Below are 23721 nucleotides of genomic sequence, written 5' to 3' on the forward strand. Positions count from 1 at the left end.
CCCAGGACCCCCGCAGCGCCGCGCCGCCGCGCGACTGGCCGCCGCTTTTCGGCACCCGCGTCGTGCSCGAACCGCAGCCCCCCGCACCGCCGCCGCCCGCGCCCGAGCCGCAGCCGCCCGCGCCCCCGGCGCCGCCGATCGAAAGCCTGGGCTACAGCCTCAAGGGGGTGGTCAGCGACGGCGCCAGCCGCTGGGCCATCGTTTCGCACCCGACGGGCGAGGCGTTGCTGAAGGTGGGCGATCCGCTGGGCGAGGCCTATACCGTCACCGCCATCGACGTGCAGGGGCTTTGGGGGGTCAGCAGCCCCGGCGCCGAGCCGCAGCTTCTGGGCTTTGCCAAATAAGGCACAGGTCGCGAAAAGCCGCGGCGGCGCGGGCATCCGGCGGGTGCCTTTTGCGGGAAGGTCCGTTAGAGTGCCGGAAAAGAGACCGCAAGACGCCCCGGAACGGGCGCTCCAGAGACGGCAGAGAGCAGGACATGACAGATGTGAAATGGATGCGGGCGGCAACGGTCGCCCTGATGCTGGCCCTGGGCGGGCTGAGCCTGGGCCTGACCGGCCCGGCGCGGGCACAGGTGGCGCTGGACCTGCGCGATGCCGATCTGCGCAGCTTCGTGCAGATCGTGTCCGAGGCGACGGGCCGCAACTTCGTGCTCGACCCGCAGGTGCGCGGCACGGTGACGGTGCTGGCCCCCGGCACGATGAGCCCGGCTGCCCTCTACGAGGTTTTCCTCAACGTGCTTGAGCTCAACCGGCTGACCATCGTCGAAGGCATCGACGCCGACCGGATCGTGCCGCTGGGGACCGCGCGCGAACTGTCGTCGGGCACCGGATCGGGCGGGTACGAGACCCGGGTGATCGAGCTGCGCAGCGCCACGCCGCAGGAGGTGATCGAGGTCATCCGGCCCCTGCTGCCCTCCGAGGCGGTGGTGTCGAGCGTGCCCGGCTCGCGGCTGATCATCCTGTCGGACCGGGGCGGCAACCTGCGCCGGATCACCGACCTCATCGCCCGGCTGGATACGCCGCGCGACGATCCCATCGAGATGGTGCGGCTGCGCAATGCCGATGCGGCGGAGGTGCTGCAGGTGGTGCAGGCGATGGACCTGGTGCCCGACGGCGCCAGCGTCACCGTCGACCGGCGCTCGAACGCGCTGGTGGTGTCGGGGCCCGAGGACCTGCGGTCCCGGGTGCGGGCGCTGGCCGGGCGGCTGGACGGGCAGCAGGGCACCCAGGCCTCGTCGGTGGTGCAGGTCAACTATGCCGATGCGGCGGCGCTGGCGGATGTGGTGCTGCGGTCCTTCTCGACCCCCGCCGCCGGGCCCGAGGCCAGCGCCGGCGACGTGCGCATCATCGCCGAGCCGCAGACCAATTCGCTGCTGATCACCGCCCCGCAGGACCGCATGCACGACATCGTCGCGATGATCCGGCATCTCGACCGCCGCCCGACCCAGGTGCTGGTCGAGGCGGTGATCTTCGAGATGTCGGTCGAGGGCTTTGCCGATCTGTCGACGCAGTTCGGTGCGGTGCTGAACGACGCGGTGGTGGGCGGCGTGCAGTTCAACCTCGAGGGCCGTCCGAGCCTGACCAGCCTGGTGTCTTCGGTGCTCAAGCAGAACGGCAACGATGTCGGCTCGGGCGGCAGCCTCGGCGCGCTGTCGGGCACCTCCGAGGAAGGCTTTGCCGCTTTCCTGTCGGCCATCGCCCAGACCAATTCCACCCGGCTGCTGTCGACGCCGTCGATCATGACCGTGAACAACCAGGAGGCCGAGATCGTGGTGGCGCAGAACGTCCCCTTCGTCACCGGCTCCTTCGCCACGGTGGGCGAAACGGCGCTGCCGGAAAATCCGTTCCAGACCATCGAACGGCAGGATGTGGGTCTGACCCTGGCAGTCACGCCGCAGATCAACGCCGACGACACCGTGCGCATGACCGTGAAGCAGGAGGTCAGCAACCTCACCAACAGCGAGAGCTCTGCGGGCGGTGAGATCACCGCGCGCCGCGCACTGTCGACCACGGTGCTGGTCAAGGGCGGCAACGTGATCATGCTGGGCGGGCTGCTGGAGGACGGGTTCGGATCGGTGAGCCAGCGGGTGCCGGGGCTGTCGAAACTGCCGCTGGTGGGCGGTCTCTTCAGGGGCAAGAACACCAGCCAGAACCAGCGCGTGCTGCTGGTGATGCTGCGCCCGCGGATCGTCGATTCCGACGAAGAGGCCAAGCGCCTGACCCGCGAGGTGGCGCGCGACGCGAAACAGGCGAGCCTTGCCATCCAGCCCCGGGATCGGGAAAGGTATCCGCGCACGCCTTCGGGGGTGCTGCCGTTCGACGGTGCGGATCTCAACCAACCTTTCGATGCCGGATTCATTGATGACGTCGCCCAGAGACGCAACTTCCCACCGCTTCCCACCCGGCTCCGCTTCTCCGGAAACTGAGCCCGGCCAGGGCGGCACGGCGCGTCTGCCCTTTGCCTTTGCGCGCGATCACCAGGTGGCGCTGGACGGCGGCACGCTGATCGCGGGGCCGGGGGCGTCGCTGCCCGGGCTGCGCGAGGCGCGGCGCCGGGCCGGCGGGCCCGTGCAGCTGTCGCGGCTCGACATCACCGGATTCGAGGCGGCGCTGGCGCGGCTGTACCAGGGCGGCGCGGCGGGCGAGGCGCAGGACGACCTGCTGTTCGATCTCGAGGACAGCGCGCGGCCGGTGCGCGAACGCGACCTGCTCGAGGATGCCGAGGATGCGCCGGTCATCCAGCTGGTGAACCAGCTGTTGCGCCGGGCGGTGCTGGCGGGAGCGTCGGATCTGCATGTGGAACCCTACGAGGGGGGCTTGCGCGCCCGCATGCGCATCGACGGATTCCTGCAGACGGTGATGGACCGCGGGGACGTGCCCACGCGCCGCATCGTGTCGCGGCTCAAGGTCATGGCGGGGCTCGACATCGCCGAAACCCGGCTGCCGCAGGACGGGCGCATCCCGCTGCGGCTGGGCGGGCGGCTGATCGACACGCGGGTGTCGTCCCTGCCCGGCAATTACGGCGAACGGGTGGTGCTGCGGATCCTCGACCGCTCCACCGGCCTCATGCCGCTGGACGGTCTGGGGCTGTCGCGTGACCAGATCGCGCTGCTGGAACGCATGTCGGCGCTGCCCAACGGCATCATTCTGGCCACCGGGCCCACCGGGGCGGGCAAGACCACGACGCTGTATTCGCTGCTGAAGCTCGCCAACCGGGACGAACGCAACATCGTCACCGTCGAGGACCCGATCGAGTACGACCTGCCGGGGGTCAGCCAAAGCCAGATCAATGCCGAGATCGGCATGACCTTTGCCGCCGGGCTGCGCGCCACGCTGCGCCAGGACCCGGACGTGATCCTGGTGGGCGAGATCCGCGACGGCGAAACCGCGGGCGTCGCCGCGCAGGCCGCACTGACCGGGCACCTGGTGTTCTCCTCGCTGCACGCCAACGGGTCGGTGGGGGCGGTGGTGCGGCTGCGCGATCTGGGCCTCGACAACTTCCTCATTGCCGCGACCCTGCGCGGGGTGATCGCGCAGCGGCTGTTGCGCAGGCTCTGCCCCGACTGCCGCGAGGCCCATCCCCCCACCGCGGCCGAGGCGGCGTTCTTCGACAAGCACGGGCTGGCGCTGCCGCTGTCGATCTATGCGCCGGTGGGCTGCGAGGCCTGCAACCGGTCGGGCTATGCGGGACGGGTCGGCATCTTCGAGATGCTCGAGGTGACCGAAGACCTGCGCGCCGCCATCGACCGCGGCGTGTCGGAGACCGAACTGCGGCACATGGCGCTGGATGCGCGCGAAACGCTGGTGGGCCAGGGGCTGGGCGAGGTCGCCGCCGGGCGCACGTCCCTTGCCGAAACCCTGCGGGTCGTGGGCGACGTGGCATGAGGACCGGGGCATGAGGGCCTGGGCCTATACCGCCTATACCGACACCGGCAAACGCCGCAGCGGCACCATCGTCGCGGAAACCGAAGCCGCCGCCGCGCAGGAGCTTGCGGGCAAGGGGCTTTTCGTCTCGGACCTTTCGGATCGCGGCCAGCGGGCGGGCGGGGCGCGGGGCAGGCGGCTGGGGCGGGCCAGGCGGCTCAATGCCGATCTGCAGGCGGTCTTCACCCGCCAGATGGCGGTGCTGCTGAGCGCCGAACTGCCGGTGGAGACGGCGCTCGAGGCGGTGCGCTCGGGCGGCAGCGCCGGCGCGCTCGATGCGGTGGCGGCACAGGCGCGCGCGGGGCTCATGGAAGGCCAGGCGCTGTCGGATGCGCTCGAGGCGTCGGGCGCGGGGTTCGCGCGCTACTACATCGCGGCCCTGCGCGCGGGCGAACGGGCGGGCGATCTGGCGGCGGTGTTTTCCGAACTCGCGGATTTCCTGGAAACCCGCGGCCAGGACCGGGCGCAGATCGGCGCGGCGCTGGTCTATCCGGCCTTCGTCGCCGCCGTGGCGCTGCTGGTCTGCGGCATCCTGATGACCAGCGTGGCGCCCGAGATCGTGGCGATGTTCGAGCTCTCGGACCGGCCGCTGCCCGAGGTCACGCAATGGGTGCTCTGGATCAGCGACGGCATCCGCGCGCATCTGTGGCCGATCGGCGGGGCGCTCCTGGGGATCGTGCTGCTGATCCTGCTGTCGGGGCGGGCGGGTCCCTTGCGCGATGCGCGCGATGCAGCGATCCTGCGCCTGCCGGTGGCGGGGCGGCTGATGCGGCTGGGGGCGGCGGTGCAGTACCTGCGCACCCTGGCGCTGGTGCTGGGCAGCCGCCACGCGGTGCTGGCGGCGGTGGATTCAGCGGGCGAGGTGCTGGACGTCACCCGGTTCAAACGCGAGTCCGATGCGGTGTCGGAGGCAGTGCGCCAGGGCGAAAGCCTGTCGATGGCGCTGGAGCGGCTGAGCTTCATCCCGCCGGTCGCGCAGCAGCTGGTCAGCGCCGGCGAGATGTCGGCACGGCTGGCGCGCATGGCCGAACGCGCTGCGGTGCTGGTGGAAAACGGCCTTTCGACCGAGCGCAAGCGCATCGCGGCGCTCCTGGAGCCTGCGCTGATGATGCTGGTAGGCGGCCTGGTGCTGGTGGTGGTTCTGGCGGTGCTCTTGCCGATCTTCGACCTGCAGGCGGTTGTCGCGGGGTGAGGCGCGCCCGGAAAAAGGTCCGGGGGACCTTCCTCAGCGCAGAACGGGCGGAGCCCCGGGATTGGCTCCTCGGAAAGCCCCGAGGACGCCCCTGAGACCAAAGCTCCGTCAGACCGGCCGGCAGAGCAGCGACCACATGATCGGCAGGTCGCGCGGCGCGGGATCGACCACCGACACCACCTCCCACCCGGTCCGCTCGAGGATCTCGGTCAGGTGGTCCAGCCTGTAGCTGGCCATGAGGTCGGGCTTTTCCGGCACCAGCTGCTGGAAGGGCGTGTCGTCCTCGTGCAGGAAGGCCGAGAAGAACATGTGTCCATCCTCGCGGATATGCCGCCGCAGGAAGGTGAAGGTCAGCGTCGCCTCGGGGGGATCCTGATGGGTGATGACCGAGAACATCGAGGCGATGTCGAACCGCCGCCCCCCCAGGTCGACTTTGTCGTAGGGCGCCTCGGCCCGGCCCTTGCGGTTGTACATCCGGTTGGCAACGTTGACATGGCGATAGGTAAAGCGCGGGTCGTCCACCGCCTCTTGCAGGAACTCGATCAGCGCACGGTGCACGTCGAGTCCCGTATAGCTGCCCAGCGGCAGGTCGAGGTTGAGAAAGCTTTCGCTGAACCGCACGCCGCAGCCATGATCCAGCAGGTCGCGCCCGGCCAGGTCCGGAATGCCGATGCGTTCGCACATGTATTCGATCAGCCTGCGGCCGGTCTCAGCCGGCGTGTCCTGCTCCTGCACCGACTTCGCATTGCGATTGAACTCTTCCGGGACGATCAGCATGACGGATCCCTTCGCGGCTGCACGGGCAAGTGGTAGCAAGGATCATCGCAGCCCGCCAGAGTCCTTGTACGCGCGGTACCAGTCGACGAACCTCTGCACCCCGTCGCGCAGATCGGTCTGCGGGCGGTAGCCGGTGAGGCTCTGCAGCAGCGACGCATCGGCCCAGGTGGCGGGGACGTCGCCGGGCTGCATCGCCATCAGGTTGCGCTGCGCCTTGACCCCCAGCACCTCTTCGATGGCCTCGACGAAATCCAAGAGCCGCACCGAGGTGGAATTGCCGATGTTGACCACCCGGTGCGGGGCGACGGGGCTCAGGCTGTCGCCGGGGGCGATGTCGGCAGGGTCGGCCGGGCGCACCGGCACCGCGTCCATCAGCAGGCGGATGCCGCGCACCAGATCGCCGACGTAGGTGAAGTCGCGGTACATCTCGCCGTGGTTGTAGATGTCGATGGGCCGCCCGTCGAGGATCGCGTCGACGAACTTGTACAGCGCCATGTCGGGCCGCCCCCAGGGGCCGTAGACGGTGAAGAAGCGGAACATCGTCGTGGGCAGGTCATAAAGATGGGCATAGGCATGGCCCATGCTCTCGGTCGCCTTCTTGGTGGCGGCGTAGATCGTCATCTGGGTGTCGGCCTTCTGGGTCTCGACATAGGGCATCGCCGTCTCGGCGCCGTAGACCGAAGAGGTCGAGGCCATCATCAGGTGCGCCACGCCCTGCCGCCGCGCCGCCTCCATCACGTTGAAGCTGCCCACCACATTGGCGTCGATATAGGCGCGGGGGTTTTCCAGGCTGTAGCGCACGCCCGCCTGGGCGGCGAGGTGGATGATGACATCGGGGGCAAAGGCGTCGATGGCACCGTCCAGGGCGTCGCGGTCCTCGAGTATCGCCTCGGTCGCACGGAAACCCGGGCTCTGCAGCAGCATCTGGTGCCGCCGCTGCTTGAGCCGCACGTCGTAGTAATCGGTCATCCCGTCGAAGCCCGCGACGGTGAACCCTTCGTCCAGCAGCAGACGGGCCAGGTGAAAGCCGATGAACCCCGCCGTGCCGGTGATGAAGATGCGTTGCATGGGGCTCCGTGGCGAGACGTCGTGGACCTTCAGCAATACGGACCGCGGCCAGGTGACGCAACTGCCCAGATCTCGGACTGGACAGTCATGTCTGCCGGCAACGCTGAGCCGCATGTCCCAGGGGGCAGAGCAGCCGGTTCAGAGACGCTGGAACGGGACTGCCAGGATGCTCTGGCCCAGGGTCGGGACCGATGATCCTGCCCGGATCAAAGCCCATTGTGAACGGGTCAAGGCTGACCGCGCTGTCGGATGGTCCTGAGAACGGACCCGACCGGTCGGTTCGGCATCCGTCCGTGCGCCGTGCGATGTCCGCGGCGCTCATCTTCATCTGCCGCCCGCGTTCTATCTGGCGTCTGTCGGCAAGGGTGAGGTGGCTGAACCTGCGTTTCATTCAGGATGTCCTTTCAGCTCTCGACATCCTGCCACGATTCAAAAGTCGCATTCGAGATTGGAGCGTCCCCGCCACGCAAATCTACCTGATAATTTGTGTTATGGTAATTTATAAAGATCGCACAGGATCGCTCAGGATCACCTTGGCCTCCGGTGACGCTTGCGCTAGTCACGAAGGCGACGCATCGCAACCCGGCCGCCGCTCATGAAACCAAGACTTTTCCTGCATGTCGGACAGCACAAGACCGGCACCACGTCGATCCAGGGCTATCTTCAGCACCACGAGGAGACGCTGCGCGCGCACGGCTTCTGGCAGCCCGACCGCCTGGGCCGGCCCGACGGCGGGTTCCAGCGGGTCGGAGAGCTGATCGTCACCGAAGGCCCCGAGGCCTTTGTCGCGCATCTCAAGCGCGGCCACGACGGCGGCGCGATCATCGTCTCGGCCGAGAACCTCTCCCGGGTGCTGGCCCGTACCCACCCCGAGGCCAACGCGGTCATCACCGCGCATTTCGACACCACGGTGATCCTGTCGATGCGGCGCCAGGACGAGATGCTGGAAAGCGCCTTTTCGCAGCTGGTGAAATTCGGCCGGCGGCTGAACATCGAAAAGGACGACCCCTATCCCTTCGATTACGAGCCGTTGGTCGGACAGCTGGTACAGGATTACGGCCGCGACAACGTCAAGCTGAGCCTCTACGGCGCCGACCGGTCGCTGTCGCCCGAGGCGATGCTGATGCGCGCGGTGGGCGGGCCGGAACTGCCGCCGCTGGAGCGCCAGGCCAATGTCCGCACCCACCGGCGCAACCTGCTGTTCATGTCGCAGCTCGAACTCAAGCGGCGGTCGATCGCCAAAAGGCTGCTGGCCTTCCTTCAGGACAACCCGGTGATCCGCGACGACGGCATCAGGGAGCTGTCCTCGGTCGCGCGGCGCAACGCGCTGATCGCGGAGCATCGCGACGGCAACACCCGCATCTGCGAGGCCTTCGGGCTGGATGCGGATTTCATGACCGCACCGGTGCGCGACGACGGCTGGTTCCCGGCCAGAAAGATCAGTTCGCGGGAATGGGCCGACGTGATGTCGGGCTTCCTGCAGCCCCGGCACCTGGGGGTTTGACGGCGGCCACCGCCCGCCTGTCCTGCCGCCGCTAGAGCCGCCCCAGCACCGCCGCCAGCCACAGCGCCACCTGCGCCGGGCGGCTTTGCCGGTAAAGCCGCAGGCGCGACAATTGCCAGAGCCGCGCTGGCAGCGGCGCGCGGCGCATGGCCGCGAACTGCTCCAGCAGCCTGCGGTTCTCGGTGGTCAACCGGTGCGCCGAAGCGGTGAGCGCGGCGATGTTGCGAGCGTTCCAGTCGCGGAAATCCCCGCGCAAGAGCTGCCGGATGCGTTTGCAGCGGGCGCGGAAATGGTCGTTGGCACCGATCTGGTTGCCCGCGTGCTGACGGTACAGCAGCGTCGGCGTGTCGTCGTGCAGCACCCGTCCGCCGGCGCCGGTGACCAGCAGGTAGACCCACCAGTCGTGCACCACCACGTCGCGGACCTCGTCCGCCGCCGCCGCCACCAGCGCCGCCGCCGCCGGGTTGAGCAGGATGGTGTTGCCCGAGGCGATGTTCTGCACCAGCGCGTTGCGAAACCCCGGGGCGTGCGGACGCTTCGCCGACAGGCGCCGCCCGATCAGCCGGTCATCGGTGATCCAGGTGCGGCTGCAATAGAGCGCCGGCACATTCTCGGGCACCGCCGCCAGCGCCGCGCGTCCGCGGCCCAGCTTGTCGGTGAGCCAGACGTCGTCCTGATCGCAGAAGGCCATGAGGCTGCCCGGCGGCAGATGCGCGCGCCACTGCCGGATGAGGAAGAGAAAGTTGCGCGCCGCCCCCTGCCCCGGACCCGTCAGGCGCACCACCCGGCGACCCTGCATCCGGCCGGCAAAGGCCGCGATCAGCGCATCGCTGTCGTCGTGCGAGCCGTCGTCGCTGACCAGCAGGCGCCAGTCGGGATCGTCCTGCGCGGCGATGCTGTCGAGCTGTGCGGGCAGGCCGTCCGCACCGTTGTAGACCGCGAGAAGAATGCCGGCCGGCGCGGGCTGTGCCGCCGTTGCCCCTTCGGATCTGTCGCTCATGTCCTGTAAAGTCACCTGTGCTCCTGATCTGTCGCGAACCGGCCGCGCAAGACCTATCGTGTCATGCGGATGTCCGACAGAGATGTGCCGATACACTCGCGAATTCTTTGGACGGTCGGCCGGCTCCGTCAACACAGGCATAGAGCGTCTCGCGGGTGACGCGCAAAGATTGACAGGCATGTTGCCGACATCCCGCGACCGGTTCCGATGACCATCGAGGCTCCGGCCGCCCGATCACACGCCGCGAACGGGCCGGCATGAGCTCGGGAGTCCCGAGGCAGCATCGGCCCCGGGCGCCGGCGACGCCAGGGTCACGTCAGACTGGCCAGCGACGGAATGACCGGCAGGTCGTGCGCAGCCGTATAGGCGGGCCAGTCGGCAAATTCGCTCCAGCCGCTGACAAAGACGAAATCGAGCGCTCCGCCTTCGGCGGCAATGTGGTCGTAGCGGCTGTCGCCCAGAAACAGCGCCGGGGCCTGCAGGGTGCCTGCCGCCGCCTCGCGTGCCAGGATCGCCTCCTTGGGGTCGGGGCTGCCGAAAATGCCGCCGTCAAAGAACTCCGCGATCCCGCGGGCGGCAAAGACCTCGCGCAGTTCGGCCTGATCGCCGCCCGAGGCCACCATCCAGCACACCCCCGGCGTCGCGGCGCGCAGGTCCGCCAGACCGGGCGCAATGGCGCAGGACATCAGCCCGTCGCGCACCGCCCCGGCATAGGCCGCGAGCAGCGCATCATGGTCGGGACCCGCCTGCCCCGGCACGATGTGATCGAGAAAATGGCGGAGCTTGAGATAACGCGACACACCGCCATGGGCGACGTGATAGTCGGTCAGCGCCGTGGCCGCGGCGTCGCCGTAGGGGCGCGCGGCGACACGGAACGCCTCTGTCTTGAGACGGTTGGAGTCGAGGATCACCCCGTCGCAATCGAAGACCATTGTGCGGTAGCGCGACAGGTCGATCACGGCGCCGCTCATACGGCAGCGATGCCCTGCAGCACCATGCTTTCGGCGATCTGGAAATCGTGCGGCCAGTCGATGTCCATGCCTTCGATCTTTTCCATGCCGTATTTGTACGGCTTGAGGCCGATCCGGTCGTCCTGCGTGCGATAGACGTGGGCCGGGGCGATGAAGGCGGCGCTGTTGATCTCGTGCAGGGTCGGCAGCGTCTGGGTGCGGGGCCATTTCTCGACACTGCGGTCATAGTTGAGCGGGCCGTGTTCGTCCCAGATGAAGCCGTGGATGACAGAGGTGGTCATCAGGGAATCGTAGCCCTCGGCCAGAGCCGCCTGGTAACGCGCCACGATGGCATCGTAAGAGACCGAGGTGACGAAGGGCGAGGTCACGTGGGTCCACATGATATCGCCCTCGCCGATCAGGTCGAGCGCGTGGGCCACCAGCTCGTCGGTGCTGGTCTGGCTCGACGACAGTTCCTCGCAGCGCTTGTGCGGCACGATCCTGTCGGTGTCCAGCGTGGCGGCGTAATCGAGGATTTCGTCATCGTTGGTGGACAGGTAGATCCGTCCAACGCGTTCGGACCGGATCAGCTGCCGCAGCTTGATTTCGATCAGCCCGTTTTCGAACCCCGCAAAGGGTTTGATGTTCTTGCGCGGCACGCGTTCGCTGCCCTTGCGGCACGGCAGGAAGCAGTTGACCAGAAGGTTCTCGCTCATGGCCGGCCCTATTCCAGATAACCGTAAAGGCTGGCGGTGGAGATCGCGTGGCGCGTCGGGGTCAGCGACAGCATGACGTCGCGCGTGTGCGCCTTGTAGACGGCGAGGATGTCCGCGGTTTCATCGTTGCGCCGGTCGCCTGCCGGGTAGCCGTCGAAGCCCGCCATCAGGATGCGTTTCGCGCCGCCACTGGTGGCGACAGCCAGCGAATAGGCCAGCACCAGCGGGGCCGGCACCACGCAATGCGTGGTCTCGAACCCGAAATCGCCGGGCGACACGGCGAGGCCGAAATCCAGCACCTCCTTGTCGCCAAGGTTGTTGCGCAGGTCGTCGGGCAGCATCGAGAACGGCGTGATCAGCGGCTGCGGCAGGGTCGCATGCTGTTCGCAATCGGCCATCAGACGCACCGGATGGCACGCCACCCGCAGGTCGATCAGGTCCGAGGCAATGTCGGACTGGGTGTTGAGCGACAGCACCAGCGGGCGGGTGCGGCGGATGTAATCCTCGAGTGCGGCGCGATGGGCGCCGACGCCGGGGCCGGTGCCCAGGATCAGCACATCGCGCCCGTCCATCATCGTCCTGGGCGACCAGGAGCCGTGCGGTTCGCCGCGATAGAAGGTGCGTGCGCCGCTCAGCCGGTCGGAGCTGAACTTCGAGCCGCCTTCCTGGCGCAGGAAGTCGAGGACGGCGAGCATGTCCTCTTCGGAGTAGCGGGCGTCGCCCATCATTTCCTGCACGTAGGTCGGGTGGATGCCGTATTTGCCGGAGAGGTAATAATAGGGATTGCTGCCCCAGCCATAGTGCATCTTCATCGGCTGGAAGGTTTCGCGGATGAGGCTCATCAGCGGGACCAGGTTGGCAGGGCGGGCGCGCAGGGACTCGGCCTCGATCACCAGTTCCTCGGTGCGGGCATTTCCCGGGCCGCGGCCCATGCCGGTCACCGTGGCATCGAGCCAGGTCGCCCCGTCGGCGGCGGCGCGCAGGGTATTGGCCAGGGCCTGACCCATGTTGTCGTGGGTGTGCACCCCGATGGGACCGTCCCATTCCTGACGCATCCAGCCGATGATGCGGCTGACGTCGTCGGGGGACATGCTGCCCATGCTGTCGGCGAAATAGAGTGCCTCGATCGGCCACTCCTTCGAGGTGCGGGCGTAGTGACGCACTTCGTCCTCGGTCCGTTCGGTGATCTGCATGAGGTTGAAGCCGACCTTGTAGCCGCGTTCGGCCAGCCAGCCGACGGCGGGCAGCACCTGTTCGAATTCGCGGTAATGGCAGGCAAAGCGCACGAGGCCGACGGGCGTGGTGTCGGCGGTTTCGGGAAACAGCCGCTCCAGCGTCGGCACGAGGCCCAGATCGGTCAGCAGATCGGCGCCGTTCAGCATCACGCCCACCTCGAGCCCCTGCGGGATGCTCAGGGAGCGGATGAACTCGTCCGTGGCATAGGCGCAGGGCCCCTTGAAGCCGCTGTTCTTGAGAAACCGGAACCCCAGTTCGACGATGTCGACCTGGGCGGCCTTCATCGCTTCGAGATAGGTGTTGATCAGGGGCGTGGAAAAGTCCCAGGCATTGTAATAACCGCCGTCACGAAACGTGCAGTCCAGAATCTTGATGTCGGACATTAAATATCTCTTTTGTTCCGTGCGGTTTCCATATCGGGTAAACCCGGCCTCTGCAACACTGCGCCGTCCGGTCACGCCCCCCCGGGGAGCCGCCGACCCGTGTCGGCGGGGCTGTCAGCCCGCCGCGCGGACAGCCTGTTCCGGGCTCTGCACAAGCGTCAGAAGGTCGGCCATGACGACGTCGCCATAAGAGCCGTTCATGTGCACGAAATCCTCGTCCGGGTGAGCCTCGCCCTTTTCCATCTTGACCGAATTCGTGCTGAAGGAGGGATGTGTCGTCAACCGCCCCTCGGCAAGCGTGTGTTCGTTCTGACGGTAAAAGCCGATGCCGCGGGTGTCGCACCAGGTCTGGCAATGCATGTACATCGCATCCAGCACCTGGCGCAGCAGCACCGGATCGCTGATCCGGGCGAGATAGGCGTCGTTGCGTGCCATCAGCGGATCGGGGGTAAAGATGTAGCGTTTTTCCGGATGCGCATCGATCATCGCCTGCATGAGTGCGCCGGCCGGGCGGTCCTGCCACCAAAGGGCGATCTGTTCGTTCAGCGCGGCCGTGCGGAACGCCCCGGACAGGGGGGCGAGGGTCGTCATCCGCGCCGCGATGCGCGCGGCGGCATTGGAGAGCGGCACGGACCCGCCATAGACCAGCAGCGTGTCGAAATCGTCGAGATCGAGATGGCCGTAGCGCCCGCCGGAAATGATGCGCGAGCGCGACGGCGCCGGAGAGATCAGCCTGCCGTCCTTGTAGGTGATCTTGGGAAACAGCGTACCCGCCGCCCCCCAGTAGACCACGTCGTGGCCGGCCGCCTCGAAGGCCTTGGCCCCGGCCTCGGACTGGGCGAGCGCGCCGAGGTGACTGTTTCCCAGAATACAGATCTTGGACATTCTTCAGGATCCTAGTGACGTGCGAAGGCTTCGAGGATCTGCTCCTCGCATTTGATGTCGTCGGGTTCGTCCAGGGCGCCGGCCGGCGCCCTGTCCGGCGGCGGCGCGGCCGGTTTCGCGGCCCCTTCCGTGACATCCGGCGCGGTGCCCGGCGCGGTGCCCGAGACCCCGGCCATGAAGTGGCTCATGACGAAATCGACGCCGCGCCCGGCGACGGTGCGCATGTTGGGATCGTAGAACATGCCGCGAAAGCTCGGCGCGGTGATGATCTCGTAGGACGGGAAATAATCGACGTGATCCCAGGCGTCCGACACCGCCCCGGCCACCGCGCGCAGCACCGATTTGGAATAGGTGGTGGAGACGACAACGTGCTTGCCCGCCGCCGTGGCCGTCAGCGGCACCGGCGAGACGGTAAGCAGGATGCGCACTTTCGGGTTCTCGGCGCGGATCAGGGTCAGCGCCTGTTCCAGGTGGTCCTGCACCTCGGCGCAGGTGTAGTTGCGAAAGACATGGCTGTCGGGATCGAAGGTGCCGGCATTGGTGCCCGGACAGGTGGCATAGGTGTAGCCCCCGGCGATGTTTTCCCAGCTTTCGGTCAGCCCGAGGGTAAAGACGAAGACATCCGACTCGCGGATGCAGCGGGCGAAGGCGTCGAGCGTCTGCTGACGCGAGGCCAGCATCTCCGCCGCACTGGCAAAGCCGTCCGGTTCGATCGCCGGGCGGAACGGATCGTAATAGCGCCCCTTGCGCTCCCACGCCTCGTCGGGCGGGGTGGCCTGGCCCAGCGACCACTGCACCCACTGCAGCAGCGCCTTGGCGGAATAGATGTTGCCGGTGCGGGCGGAGAAGACACCGTAGTTGAACCGGCTCCTGAGCGCCTCGGAGACGAAATCCGCGCCCGGTTCGCAGTCGAGCCAGGAAAACCCGTGGCGGCGCAGGGCGCGGCTGATGTGCTGGGCGAAGCAGGAGCCGAATGTGACGACCTGATCGTCGGGCTTGAGGTCGTGGCGCGGGGTCCACAGATCGGTCGTCTCGAGCGGATTGATGTCGGAGACGGCCGTGCGCCAGAATGCGGCGGGCGGAAGGTCGCGGTATGGATGGCTCATGCGAAATACCTCTCGTGTGTGAAAACATCCGGTCCGAAAATCTTTACGCGCCCCGGTGAGGAGGTGCACCTCTCTCTGCGAGGCTAGCCTGCGGATCGCGCATCCGCAATTGCCAGTGCCGCATCTTTGAGCCGTTCGGCGGGTGCGCCGCGCACCCGCAGGCTGAACAGCACCCAGGCGTCGTAGTCCGGTTTGATCCGTTTGCTGGGCGAGGCGGCCTGCAGCATGACGTGGACATTGCGGTGAGACATGCGCAATTCCTGAAACAGGGTCAGTTTGTCGGTGGCATCGGCCACGGCGCGCTTGAACAGCTGCATGCCCTCGGCGGCGATCTCGCCCGCGCCGCTTGCGTCCCCCGCCCGGGACAGCAGCACACAGCGTATCAGCAGGGCCAGCGACAGGTTGAAGGCCGGGGTGAAATGGTTTTCCAGCTCGGCGGCCACGGCCCGGCAGCGATCCAGCGTGGCAAGGAACGCCTCTGTCTCGCCGAGGCTCAGTTCCAGGTGCCACTGCGCGCAGAGCAGCGACACCAGCAGGTGTTCGCGGTCGGTGCGGGGGTGGCCGGTGGTGGCGCATTCGTCGATCCGCGCCAGGTGCGCGGTCACATGCGCCAGCGCTTCGCGCTGCAGGGCCGTGGCCTCCATCTCGATGGCCTTGTAGGCCATGATGACCGAGGACGCGGCCCGGTAGGCGTGCAGCCCGCCGAAGCCGGTCGAAATCTGGCGCGCCACGAAATACTGCAGGGGTGCGTCGCCAAAGCGCTTCGTCTTGCTGTTCATGAGCTGTTCGAACGCGTCGTTGGTCTGCGGAAAGACCGTCCGGAGAAAGGCCGCCAGCGGGCGGTCCAGCGTCACCCCCCGAGGCAGATCGCAGCTGATCGCGCGGAGCGGCGTGTCGGTGTCCTCGAGCGCCAGAACGATCTCGAAACCGCGGGGACCGCGCGTCACGATCGCCCGGGCCGGGCTGTCCGCGCCTTCATAGTGCAGGGTCATCGCGATTTCGGCGGGCAGGCTGGCGGTCGGCACTGCTCGGGCCTCTTCGCCGCGCCGGGCCGCCGTGCGAAAGATCAGCCCGCGCGCCGGGTCATAGGTGAGCGTGTCGATGACCAGGTCGGCCGGACTGTTGTTGTTGTCTGCGTCACTCATGTCGTCGCCGGGTTCCTTGCGCACCGCCTGGGGCCAGTTTTCGCCGATGCCGTTAAAATCACAGATATTTCCAAAACGCCATACAGGACGGCCCTGGCGGACACCCCCTGCGCGCCAGGGCGCGGGCGCAACCGGAACGTGTGCGCCGTACCCGGTTTGGAACCTTGCGGATTTGCGCATTTTCTGATGAATGGGCATTATTCACCTGCAGGACTGCCCAAGATTTGCACATTCTTACGGCGGTGACGCAGTATTCGATTCGAAAGGCCGCAAAGCACGGCGACAGGAAATTGTTTTACAAACATACCGCACATTGACCCGACCAAATTCGACTCTGCAGTTCATTAATCTCCGCGCCGCAACCGGACAACACCACAAGAGGTTTACGATGGCACCCAGCACTCTGGATCAGGAAGAGCTTCTGAAATCGGGGCTGTTCGATCCGCAGTGGTATCTCGACCGCAATACCGACGTGCAGATCCTGGGCATGGATCCCCTTGAGCATTTTCTCTGGCTCGGATCGCGGCTGAACCGCAGCCCGGGCCCGAAATTCGACAGCGAACGCTACTTGCAGGTCAACGTCGATGTGGCGCGCACCGACTACAATCCGGTCTTGCACTACATCCGCTACGGCAAGAAGGAAGGCCGCCAGGCCTTCGAGGTGTCCGAGACATCGGGCGATCTGCACAGGCGCCACGATTCCGGCCCGCGCCGCACGACAGGCGATGTGCCCTACCGCCCCGGACGGCCCACGGTGCTGCTGTGCAGCCATGTCGCCGGAGAAACGCTGTTCGGCGGCGAGCGCAGCCTGCTGGACATGCTGGGCGGGCTGGACGCGCTGGACTTCAACGTCATCGTGACCGTTCCGGGCACCGGCAATGCCGCCTATTTCGAAGTGCTCAAGTCCGAGGCGCATGCGGTCTATACCCTGTCCTACGGCTGGTGGCGCAAGGGCCAGCCCATCAACGAAAAGCTGGTGGCCCATTTCGCCCATATCATGAGCGAGAATGCCGTGGACGTGGTGCATACGAACACCATCGTGCTGCGTGAACCGCTGATCGCGGCGCGCCGCATGGGACTCCGCAGCCTGGTGCATGCACGCGAACTGATCCGTCACGACCAGGCCCTGCTGAACATGATCGGCGAACCGGCCGAAAGCATCGTGGAGCAGGTCTGGGACAATGCCGACCAGGTTATCGCCAATTCCCGCGCCACCCAGGACGGCTTTGCCCTGGATGGACGCACGCCGGCGCTGGTCTACAACACCGCCGATCTGGACGCGCTGTCACGTCTGCCCGCACCGGCGCAGGACCGGGCCCTGCGGGTCGGGCTGATCAGTTCGAACATTCCAAAGAAGGGTATCTGGGATTTCGCCCAGGTGGCCAAGACGGTGTCGCAGACTCATCCCGAGATGCTGTTTCACCTGATCGGACCGGAGAACACACACACGGCGGACATCGACCAACAGGTGGCGGCGGGCACCCTGCCCAAGAGCTTGCGGGTGCTGGGCTACCGCGACACCCCGGCCGAGGCGATCGCCGAGACCGACGTGGTCCTGTCCCTGTCGCAGTTCCAGGAATCCTTTGGCCGCACGGTGCTCGAGGGCATGGCGGCCGCCCGCCCCGCCGTGGTCTACGATCACGGGGCGCCGCCCGAATTCGTCCGTCACGGCGAGACCGGCCATGTGGTGCCTCTGGGCGATATCGACGCGGTTGCGGACACCCTGCGCAAGCTGGCCGACGACCCCGATGCGCTGCGCGCGATGGGCCGGCGCGCCCAGACGGATGTCTCTGCACGGTTTGGGGCGCAGGCCTATATCGCGCAGATGCGCGAGGTCTACGAACCGTTGCTGGACGCCCCCGCCCCGGCGCCGCGCAAGATCACCCTGCCAGCGCGTATGCCGCTGGACCCGATGCCGCGCAGCGCGCTGAAAATCGCCTATTTCTGCTGGCATTTCCCGGTGCCCTCGGAAACCTTCGTGCTGAACGAATTGCGGCTCCTGCGCGCTCAGGGCATCGATGTGCGGGTGTTCTGCCGCCAGTCGCCCTATCCGGATTTTGCCCCGGATTTCGACATCGAATGGGAACGCGTCAAGGATGCAGACCACCTGGCCCAGCGGCTGACCGAAACCGGCATCACCAACGTGCATGCCCACTTCGTCTATCCCACGGTCACCGACATGGTCTGGCCCGCCTGCGAAACGGCGCAGATCCCGTTCACCTACATTGCCCATGCGCAGGACATCTTCCGCTACCGCAACGATGCCGCCAACCGTGTCAGCGAGGTCAGCGCTTCGCCGCTCTGCCGCAAGGTGTTCGTCCCGTCGCGCTTTCACCGCGGCTACCTGGAAGCGCGCGGCGTACCGGCCGAAAAGATGATGATCAATCCGAACGGCTGCGATCACCGGCTCTATGCCGAGGGGCACACTCCCGACCGCGCGACCCGCCCCTTCCGGCGCATCATTGCCATCCACCGCTTCACCGAGAAGAAGGGTCTCGTTCACCTGATCCGCGCGGGCAAGCTGCTGGAACAGGACAATGTCCGGATCGAACTTTACGGCTATGGCGAACTCGAGGACGAATATCGCGAGGCCATCAGGGCTCAGGGCATCACGAACGTCGCGCTCTGCGGGCCCGTCAAGGGTCGCGACGCGATGCTCAAGCTCTACCGCGAAAGCGACCTCTTCGCCTGCCCCTCGGTGCGGGCGAGCGACGGCGACATGGACGGCATTCCCACGGTGTTGATGGAGGCGATGGCCGCGGGACTGCCGGTCCTGACCACGGATCTCTCGGGCATTCCGGATCTGGTCGAAGACGGCATCACCGGACTGGTCTGCGAACCCACGCCCGAGGCGATCGCGGCGCGCATCCGGGCCTATTACGCCCTGCCCGACGTGGCGGTGCAGGCGATTATCGACACCGCCTCGGATCGCATCCGTGCCGATTACAACACCGAACACCTGGTGGAAAACCTGGTGCGGACCTGGGCCCGCGAAACCATCGACCTGATGATCGTGAGCTGGAACAACCTGGCGCAGACCTCGGAAGTGATCCGACGGCTGTACAAGTACACCTCGCTGCCGTTTCACCTGATCGTCTGCGACAACGGCAGCAGCGCCCCGGCGCTGGCGCATCTGCTGGACGTCTACGGCACGCATGACAATGTCACCATCGTGCTCAACCGCGAAAACGCGCTGGTCGGTCCGGGCACCAACATCTGTCTGGATCAGGGCCGGTCGGACTACGCGATCTATGTCTGCGGCAAGGAAGGCATGACCACCCGCTACGGCTGGGAGACGTCCTTTGTCTCCTACATGAACGCCAACCCGCGCGTCGGTCTGGCCGGAACGCTGTGCTACAGCCCCAGCTACCTGTTCGGGCGCGACTATCCCAAGGCGCAGGCGCTGTTTCACAAGTTCCGCAACCAAGAGTTCGCGACGCAGAACCCCGACCGCGAATTCAGCCATGTCCAGGGCGGTTTCTTTGCCATCCGCCGCGCGATGACCGACAAGATCGGCGCCTTTTCGACCGAGGTGCCGCATAATTCCACCGACGTGGAATTTTCCTACTTCGTCGAAAGCAGCGGCTGGGAGCTGGGCGAGGTGCCGGGGCTGATGGCGCTGTTCAACAAGACCCGCCCCGGGCTGCTGCACCGGGTCGACGAAAGCATCGGCGCGCTGCATCCGCCGATGCTGGCCGATCTGCCGGCGCTGGATGCGATCGCGCGGCGCGAGGTGCATCACTGCAACGTCTGTGCCCGGCAAAGCCCGAGCTTTACGGACCTGGACGGCGCCGCACCCTGCCCGCACTGCGGCGCCACCCGGCGCACCCGCTCGGTGCACCGGGTGCTGGCGGAATCCCTCCTGCTGTATCGCCGCCTGCCGGCCCTTGCCGTGAACCTGCCCTCCGGGCTCGATGGATTCTGGCGCGAACAGTTTCAGGGCCGGATCTGCGACGCCGACACGCTGGACTCCGAACTGGCGGGGCCGCTCGGACGGACCGATTTCAGCGATGCGCGGCTGCAGGTCGTGCTGCTCAACGACGTGCTGACCGCGCGTTTCGAGACCTCCGGCACGCTTGCACCGCGCGACACTCGGGTGCTGGCCGAAGCCGCGCGGTTGCTGGCCCCAAAGGGCACCCTGATCGTCGCGGGCAGTGCCCAGGTCGCGGCGATGACCCAGGCCCTGGCGAAGCTCGGCTTTGCATCTGCAGGCGCAAAGCGATATGCGAGCAGCGTAAGCCATTACGACTGGTTTCCCGTCCTGTTCTTCACAAGGCTGCGTCATGACGCCACCTGACCACATGACCGGTCGAACCATACTGCTCGGTGGTGCCGGATTTCTCGGCACCGCGATTGCCCGCGACCTGTGCGACGCAGGCCAAGACGTGCTGGTGCTCGACCTGCCCGACCGGTTGACGGCAGCGGCGCCGCTGCTCGAGGGGATCGAGACCCGGGCGTTCGCCTTTCCCGCGCTGGACGGGCTGGCCGACTGCCTGGCGGGCGCGGATGCGCTTGTGCACCTGGCCTGGACCACCACCCCCGCCTCGTCGATGCAGGATCTGGCCCGCGACGCGGCCCAGAACATCGCCCCTTCGGTTGCGCTGTTCCAGGAAGCCGGACGCGCCGGGGTCGGCCGGGTGATCTTCTCGTCTTCGGGCGGCACGGTCTACGGTGATCCCGAGACGCTGCCGGTGCCCGAACACGCTGCGGGCGGCGCGCTGTCCGGCTACGGCGTCTCCAAGCTGGCGGTCGAGAACTATCTGGCGCTGGAGGCGCGGCAGGCCGGGTTCACCGGCGTCAGCCTGCGCATCGGCAACCCCTACGGCCCGTTCCAGCTGCGCGGCACCGCCATCGGGGTCATCGCAAACTACCTTGCCCAGATACACGCAGGCCGCGCCCCGGAGGTCTGGGGCGACGGAACCGTGGTACGCGACTACATTCACATCCGCGATGTGGCGGCCGCGATGCGCACCGCGCTCACCGCGCCGGACCTGCCCGGCGGGGCCTACAACATCGGCTCGGGCACCGGGCACAGCATCAACGACATCTTCGAAGCGATCCGACGGACGACGGGCACCGGGCTCGAGCTGCGGCACAGGCCGGCGCGCGGTTTCGACGTGGACACGATCGTGCTCGACACCGGGCGCTTTCGCGCCGCCACCGGCTGGGCCCCGGCGGTGGATCTGGAAACCGGTATCGCCGAGTTATGGGATATTCTGACCAGATGATCCTCGGTTCGGAGACTCTCCAGGGTTGCCCGTCTGCAAGACTCTCGACAGAATGCCAAATTCTACGCTGCGCCAATGGCGTGGGTTTCAGTTGCATTTAAAGCACTGTAAAGACGGCATATGGCAAGACCGATCATTCCTGCAGGATTTCCCAAATGCGGCAGCACTTCCGTTTTTCAGGCCTTCAAGGTCGGCCTTGGCCGACCGGGGGCATCCGTCCCAAAGAGCATGGCGCAGGACAGGATCTTGCGGGCCGCAGAGTGTATTGATCCGTCCCCGCCCGTTTTGCGGAAGCCCCTCAAGGTCCAGCCCATGCTCACAGGAACGCGTTTGAAATGGTGAAGTTGATCGTTCATGCCGGGTTTCCCAAATGCGGCAGCACTTCTGTTTTTTCGGCGCTCAAGGCCAATCTGGACACGCTCGTTGCGCATGACATCCTGGTGTTCAACCGCAATTTCAATTTGCCGGCCGATCCGGGCAAGCTGATGCCGCCGCTGTGGGAGCTGCAGGATGCGTTGAAGGAACCCGCCAAATCCGAGGCGATGCGCGACAGCATCATCCGCAATATCGCCAAGAGCCCGGCCAATGCCCGCCTGATCCTGTCCTCGGAAAACCTGTCGCAGCCGCCCATGGCAAAGATGCTGGCGGGGATGGAACGGCATTGCGAGGTCGAGCTGATCTTTTACTTCCGCCCGCAGACTGAATGGATTCCCTCGGCCTGGAAACAGTGGAACCTCAAGGAAGGCTTCACCCTGTCCGAGACCATCGAGAGCTATGTCGCCAATCACCGGCCCGACTACCTTGGCTCGGTCAAGGCTTGGACCGAGGCATTGCCCGGCATCAAGGTCACGCCGCGCCCGTTCCTGCGCAGCTGGATGACAAACGGCAACCCCGCTTATGATTTCTTCGACATGCTGGGCATCGACGTGGAACCGTCGGAGACCTTCGAGGAACGCTCGAACCCCAGCATCGATTATGCGCTGATGTACCTGATGCAACGCAACAGCAGCCGGATTTTCGAGAACCGCCACGACAACCGCGGGTTGCACGCGATGACCGCCCGGCTGCCGGCGGCCTATCAGAAGACCAATGTGCAGATGGTCAGCCAGGCGCAGGCCGATTTCATCGCCGATCATTTCCAGGACGACAACATGGAGTTGCTGCAGCACTACATGGGCATGGGATACGACCAGGCGCGCGCCTTCAGCCGCCAGCATTTTCGCAAGACCGTCACGGGCACCGCCTACAGCGATATCCCCGAGGCGGAGTTGCTGGACCGCGCCGCGGGCATCCTGCGCGAGGTCACCGGCAAGGACGGCGATCCGGACACGCTGCTGCTGGAGATGATGAGCCCGCCCCCCTGATCCATTTTTCTCAAGACCAATCCTCTGAAAAAGTGACCTTGCGACGCCATGAGCAAAAAGAAATCCAAATCATCCCGCATCGCGATCGTGGTGCTTGGCATGCACAGGTCCGGCACGTCGGCCCTGGCCGGGGTTTTGAACATCCTGGGATGCGACAAGCCGGCCACCGTGATGGATCCGAACCCGTTCAACGAACTGGGCTATTTCGAATCCAAGCGGATCTATCCGCTGCACAGCGAGTTGCTGGCGTCGGCCGCGTCGCGCTGGGATGACTGGCAGCCGATCAATCCGGGCTGGTTCGACAGCCCCCGGGCAGAGGAATTCCACGACCGCGCCGTCGAGACGATGCAGAATGAATTCGGTACCTCGCGCCTCTTCGTGCTCAAGGATCCGAGGATCAGCCGGCTGGTGCCGTTCTGGCGCGGCGTACTGGCCGATATCGGGGTGTCGCCGCGCTTTGTGCTGACCCTGCGCAATCCGCTGGAGGTCGCCGCCTCGCTGGCCAAGCGCGACAACATCAACAGTGAACTGAGCATGCTGATCTGGCTGCAGCACATGCTGCAGGCGGAATACGACACCCGCGATCAGAAACGCTGTTTCACCGGCTTCGCCCAGCTGATGGACAACTGGGCCGGTGTCGCCGAAACCATCCAGACGAAGCTGGATGTCGCGCTGCCGCGGATGTCGATGGGTGTGGTCGGCGAAGTCGAGGCCTTTCTGAGAGACGGGCTGCGCCATCACAATCAGGACCCGCAAAAGCTTCTGGCCAATCCGCTGATCTCGTCCTGGGTGCGCGACACCTACGAGGTGTTCCTGCGCTGGGTCCAGACCGGCGAGGACAAGGCGGATTTCGCCACGCTCGACCGGATCCGTACCACGTTCGAGGAAACGGCGCCGTCCTTTGCACGGCTGGTCCAGGCCAGCCGCGACGATGCCCGTGCCGCGCGCGAGGCCAACAGCGAAGTCGCCCGCCTGACCGAAGAGGCCGCAACCCTCAAGAGCGCCTCGAGCGAGGCCGGCAACCGCGCGGAAGAGGCCGCCAAGACCGCTGAACGGCTGAAGAGCGAGCTGGCCGAGAAAACCACCGCGCTCAAGTCCCTGCAGGAGCGCGAAGCCGCGCTCAGGACCGAGTCCGAGACCGGCAAGACCGAGATCGACAGGCTCAAGGGCGAAACCGCCCGCCTGAACGACGCCGTCCGGCAGGCCCGCGGCAAGGCCGACACGCTCGACAAGACCGTCGC

At 66.5% G+C, this 23721-nt stretch carries 18 protein-coding genes and 1 pseudogene; 9 read left to right on the forward strand and 10 right to left on the reverse strand.

Going from position 1 to position 23721, the window contains the following annotated elements; genetic code table 11:
• The 4 genes and pseudogenes from DU478_RS23240 to DU478_RS21940 all read left to right on the forward strand — a co-directional run.
• Positions 1-344, forward strand: a pseudogene (locus DU478_RS23240) (hypothetical protein); the annotation flags it as partial.
• Between the two features lie 134 nt (positions 345-478).
• Positions 479-2428 carry a type II secretion system secretin GspD gene (gspD, locus tag DU478_RS21930; protein ID WP_114512990.1) on the forward strand — a complete coding sequence of 650 codons (1950 nt, stop codon included), beginning with the start codon at positions 479-481 and terminating at the stop codon, positions 2426-2428.
• The gene (locus DU478_RS21935) at positions 2364-3887 is read left to right on the forward strand and encodes a GspE/PulE family protein (RefSeq protein ID WP_114512991.1); all 1524 of its coding nucleotides are present in this window, start codon (positions 2364-2366) and stop codon (positions 3885-3887) included. Before gspD ends, DU478_RS21935 begins: the two co-directional genes overlap by 65 nt.
• Before the next feature lie 10 nt (positions 3888-3897).
• Positions 3898-5118, forward strand: a complete 1221-nt coding sequence (locus DU478_RS21940; RefSeq protein ID WP_114512992.1) for a type II secretion system F family protein — start codon at positions 3898-3900, stop codon at positions 5116-5118.
• Positions 5119-5226: 108 nt separating this feature from the next.
• Here DU478_RS21940 and DU478_RS21945 read toward each other — a convergent pair whose 3' ends face one another.
• From DU478_RS21945 to DU478_RS23795, 3 genes are all read right to left on the reverse strand, one after another.
• Positions 5227-5895, reverse strand: a complete 669-nt coding sequence (locus DU478_RS21945) for a class I SAM-dependent methyltransferase (RefSeq protein ID WP_114512993.1) — start codon at positions 5893-5895, stop codon at positions 5227-5229.
• A 42-nt stretch (positions 5896-5937) separates the two neighbouring features.
• The gene (locus tag DU478_RS21950; RefSeq protein ID WP_114512994.1) at positions 5938-6963 is read right to left on the reverse strand and encodes an NAD-dependent epimerase/dehydratase family protein; all 1026 of its coding nucleotides are present in this window, start codon (positions 6961-6963) and stop codon (positions 5938-5940) included.
• A gap of 85 nt (positions 6964-7048) precedes the next feature.
• Positions 7049-7354 (reverse strand): helix-turn-helix domain-containing protein, encoded by a 306-nt coding sequence (locus DU478_RS23795; protein WP_114512995.1) that lies wholly within the window; start codon positions 7352-7354, stop codon positions 7049-7051.
• 204 nt (positions 7355-7558) lie between these two features.
• Between DU478_RS23795 and DU478_RS21960 the strand changes: the two genes are divergently transcribed.
• A complete protein-coding gene (locus tag DU478_RS21960) occupies positions 7559-8467 on the forward strand; it encodes a hypothetical protein (RefSeq protein ID WP_114512996.1) in 909 nt (302 codons plus the stop codon).
• 31 nt (positions 8468-8498) lie between these two features.
• Here the strand turns inward: DU478_RS21960 and DU478_RS21965 are convergent, their stop codons facing one another.
• From DU478_RS21965 to DU478_RS21995, 7 genes are all read right to left on the reverse strand, one after another.
• Positions 8499-9467, reverse strand: coding sequence for a glycosyltransferase (locus tag DU478_RS21965; protein ID WP_114512997.1), 969 nt, complete (start codon positions 9465-9467; stop codon positions 8499-8501).
• A 311-nt stretch (positions 9468-9778) separates the two neighbouring features.
• Complete coding sequence (locus DU478_RS21970; protein WP_114512998.1) at positions 9779-10438, reverse strand: HAD family hydrolase; 660 nt, start codon at positions 10436-10438, stop codon at positions 9779-9781.
• Entirely contained in the window at positions 10435-11133 is a 699-nt protein-coding gene (locus DU478_RS21975; RefSeq protein WP_114512999.1) for an acylneuraminate cytidylyltransferase family protein, read from the reverse strand. The genes DU478_RS21970 and DU478_RS21975 overlap by 4 nt, the downstream gene beginning before the upstream one ends.
• 8 nt (positions 11134-11141) lie before the next feature.
• Positions 11142-12752, reverse strand: coding sequence for an aldolase (locus DU478_RS21980; RefSeq protein WP_114513000.1), 1611 nt, complete (start codon positions 12750-12752; stop codon positions 11142-11144).
• A 114-nt stretch (positions 12753-12866) separates the two neighbouring features.
• On the reverse strand, positions 12867-13637 hold the full coding sequence (locus DU478_RS21985) for a hypothetical protein (protein WP_114513001.1): 771 nt from the start codon (positions 13635-13637) through the stop codon (positions 12867-12869).
• Between the two features lie 11 nt (positions 13638-13648).
• Complete coding sequence (locus DU478_RS21990) at positions 13649-14743, reverse strand: GSCFA domain-containing protein (protein WP_114513002.1); 1095 nt, start codon at positions 14741-14743, stop codon at positions 13649-13651.
• An 83-nt stretch (positions 14744-14826) separates the two neighbouring features.
• Positions 14827-15888 carry a hypothetical protein gene (locus DU478_RS21995; protein ID WP_114513003.1) on the reverse strand — a complete coding sequence of 354 codons (1062 nt, stop codon included), beginning with the start codon at positions 15886-15888 and terminating at the stop codon, positions 14827-14829.
• A 388-nt stretch (positions 15889-16276) separates the two neighbouring features.
• Between DU478_RS21995 and DU478_RS22000 the strand changes: the two genes are divergently transcribed.
• The 4 genes from DU478_RS22000 to DU478_RS22015 all read left to right on the forward strand — a co-directional run.
• On the forward strand, positions 16277-20185 hold the full coding sequence (locus tag DU478_RS22000) for a glycosyltransferase (protein WP_114513004.1): 3909 nt from the start codon (positions 16277-16279) through the stop codon (positions 20183-20185).
• Entirely contained in the window at positions 20172-21116 is a 945-nt protein-coding gene (locus DU478_RS22005) for an NAD-dependent epimerase/dehydratase family protein (RefSeq protein WP_114513005.1), read from the forward strand. Before DU478_RS22000 ends, DU478_RS22005 begins: the two co-directional genes overlap by 14 nt.
• 335 nt (positions 21117-21451) lie before the next feature.
• Entirely contained in the window at positions 21452-22480 is a 1029-nt protein-coding gene (locus DU478_RS22010) for a hypothetical protein (RefSeq protein WP_114513006.1), read from the forward strand.
• A 48-nt stretch (positions 22481-22528) separates the two neighbouring features.
• Positions 22529-23721, forward strand: a 1193-nt coding sequence (locus DU478_RS22015; protein ID WP_114513007.1) for a sulfotransferase family protein, incomplete at its 3' end; no start/stop codon positions are given.

The organism is Thalassococcus profundi (assembly GCF_003344785.1).
GTDB lineage: Bacteria > Pseudomonadota > Alphaproteobacteria > Rhodobacterales > Rhodobacteraceae > Puniceibacterium > Puniceibacterium profundi.

Coding starts and splice junctions, on each gene's coding strand:
- gspD (WP_114512990.1), top strand. CDS start 479: ATGACAGATGTGAAATGGATGCGGGCGGCAACGGTCGCCCTGATGCTG.
- DU478_RS21935 (WP_114512991.1), top strand. CDS start 2,364: ATGACGTCGCCCAGAGACGCAACTTCCCACCGCTTCCCACCCGGCTCC.
- DU478_RS21940 (WP_114512992.1), top strand. CDS start 3,898: ATGAGGGCCTGGGCCTATACCGCCTATACCGACACCGGCAAACGCCGC.
- DU478_RS21945 (WP_114512993.1), bottom strand. CDS start 5,895: ATGCTGATCGTCCCGGAAGAGTTCAATCGCAATGCGAAGTCGGTGCAG.
- DU478_RS21950 (WP_114512994.1), bottom strand. CDS start 6,963: ATGCAACGCATCTTCATCACCGGCACGGCGGGGTTCATCGGCTTTCAC.
- DU478_RS23795 (WP_114512995.1), bottom strand. CDS start 7,354: ATGAAACGCAGGTTCAGCCACCTCACCCTTGCCGACAGACGCCAGATA.
- DU478_RS21960 (WP_114512996.1), top strand. CDS start 7,559: ATGAAACCAAGACTTTTCCTGCATGTCGGACAGCACAAGACCGGCACC.
- DU478_RS21965 (WP_114512997.1), bottom strand. CDS start 9,467: ATGAGCGACAGATCCGAAGGGGCAACGGCGGCACAGCCCGCGCCGGCC.
- DU478_RS21970 (WP_114512998.1), bottom strand. CDS start 10,438: ATGAGCGGCGCCGTGATCGACCTGTCGCGCTACCGCACAATGGTCTTC.
- DU478_RS21975 (WP_114512999.1), bottom strand. CDS start 11,133: ATGAGCGAGAACCTTCTGGTCAACTGCTTCCTGCCGTGCCGCAAGGGC.
- DU478_RS21980 (WP_114513000.1), bottom strand. CDS start 12,752: ATGTCCGACATCAAGATTCTGGACTGCACGTTTCGTGACGGCGGTTAT.
- DU478_RS21985 (WP_114513001.1), bottom strand. CDS start 13,637: ATGTCCAAGATCTGTATTCTGGGAAACAGTCACCTCGGCGCGCTCGCC.
- DU478_RS21990 (WP_114513002.1), bottom strand. CDS start 14,743: ATGAGCCATCCATACCGCGACCTTCCGCCCGCCGCATTCTGGCGCACG.
- DU478_RS21995 (WP_114513003.1), bottom strand. CDS start 15,888: ATGAGTGACGCAGACAACAACAACAGTCCGGCCGACCTGGTCATCGAC.
- DU478_RS22000 (WP_114513004.1), top strand. CDS start 16,277: ATGGCACCCAGCACTCTGGATCAGGAAGAGCTTCTGAAATCGGGGCTG.
- DU478_RS22005 (WP_114513005.1), top strand. CDS start 20,172: ATGACGCCACCTGACCACATGACCGGTCGAACCATACTGCTCGGTGGT.
- DU478_RS22010 (WP_114513006.1), top strand. CDS start 21,452: ATGGTGAAGTTGATCGTTCATGCCGGGTTTCCCAAATGCGGCAGCACT.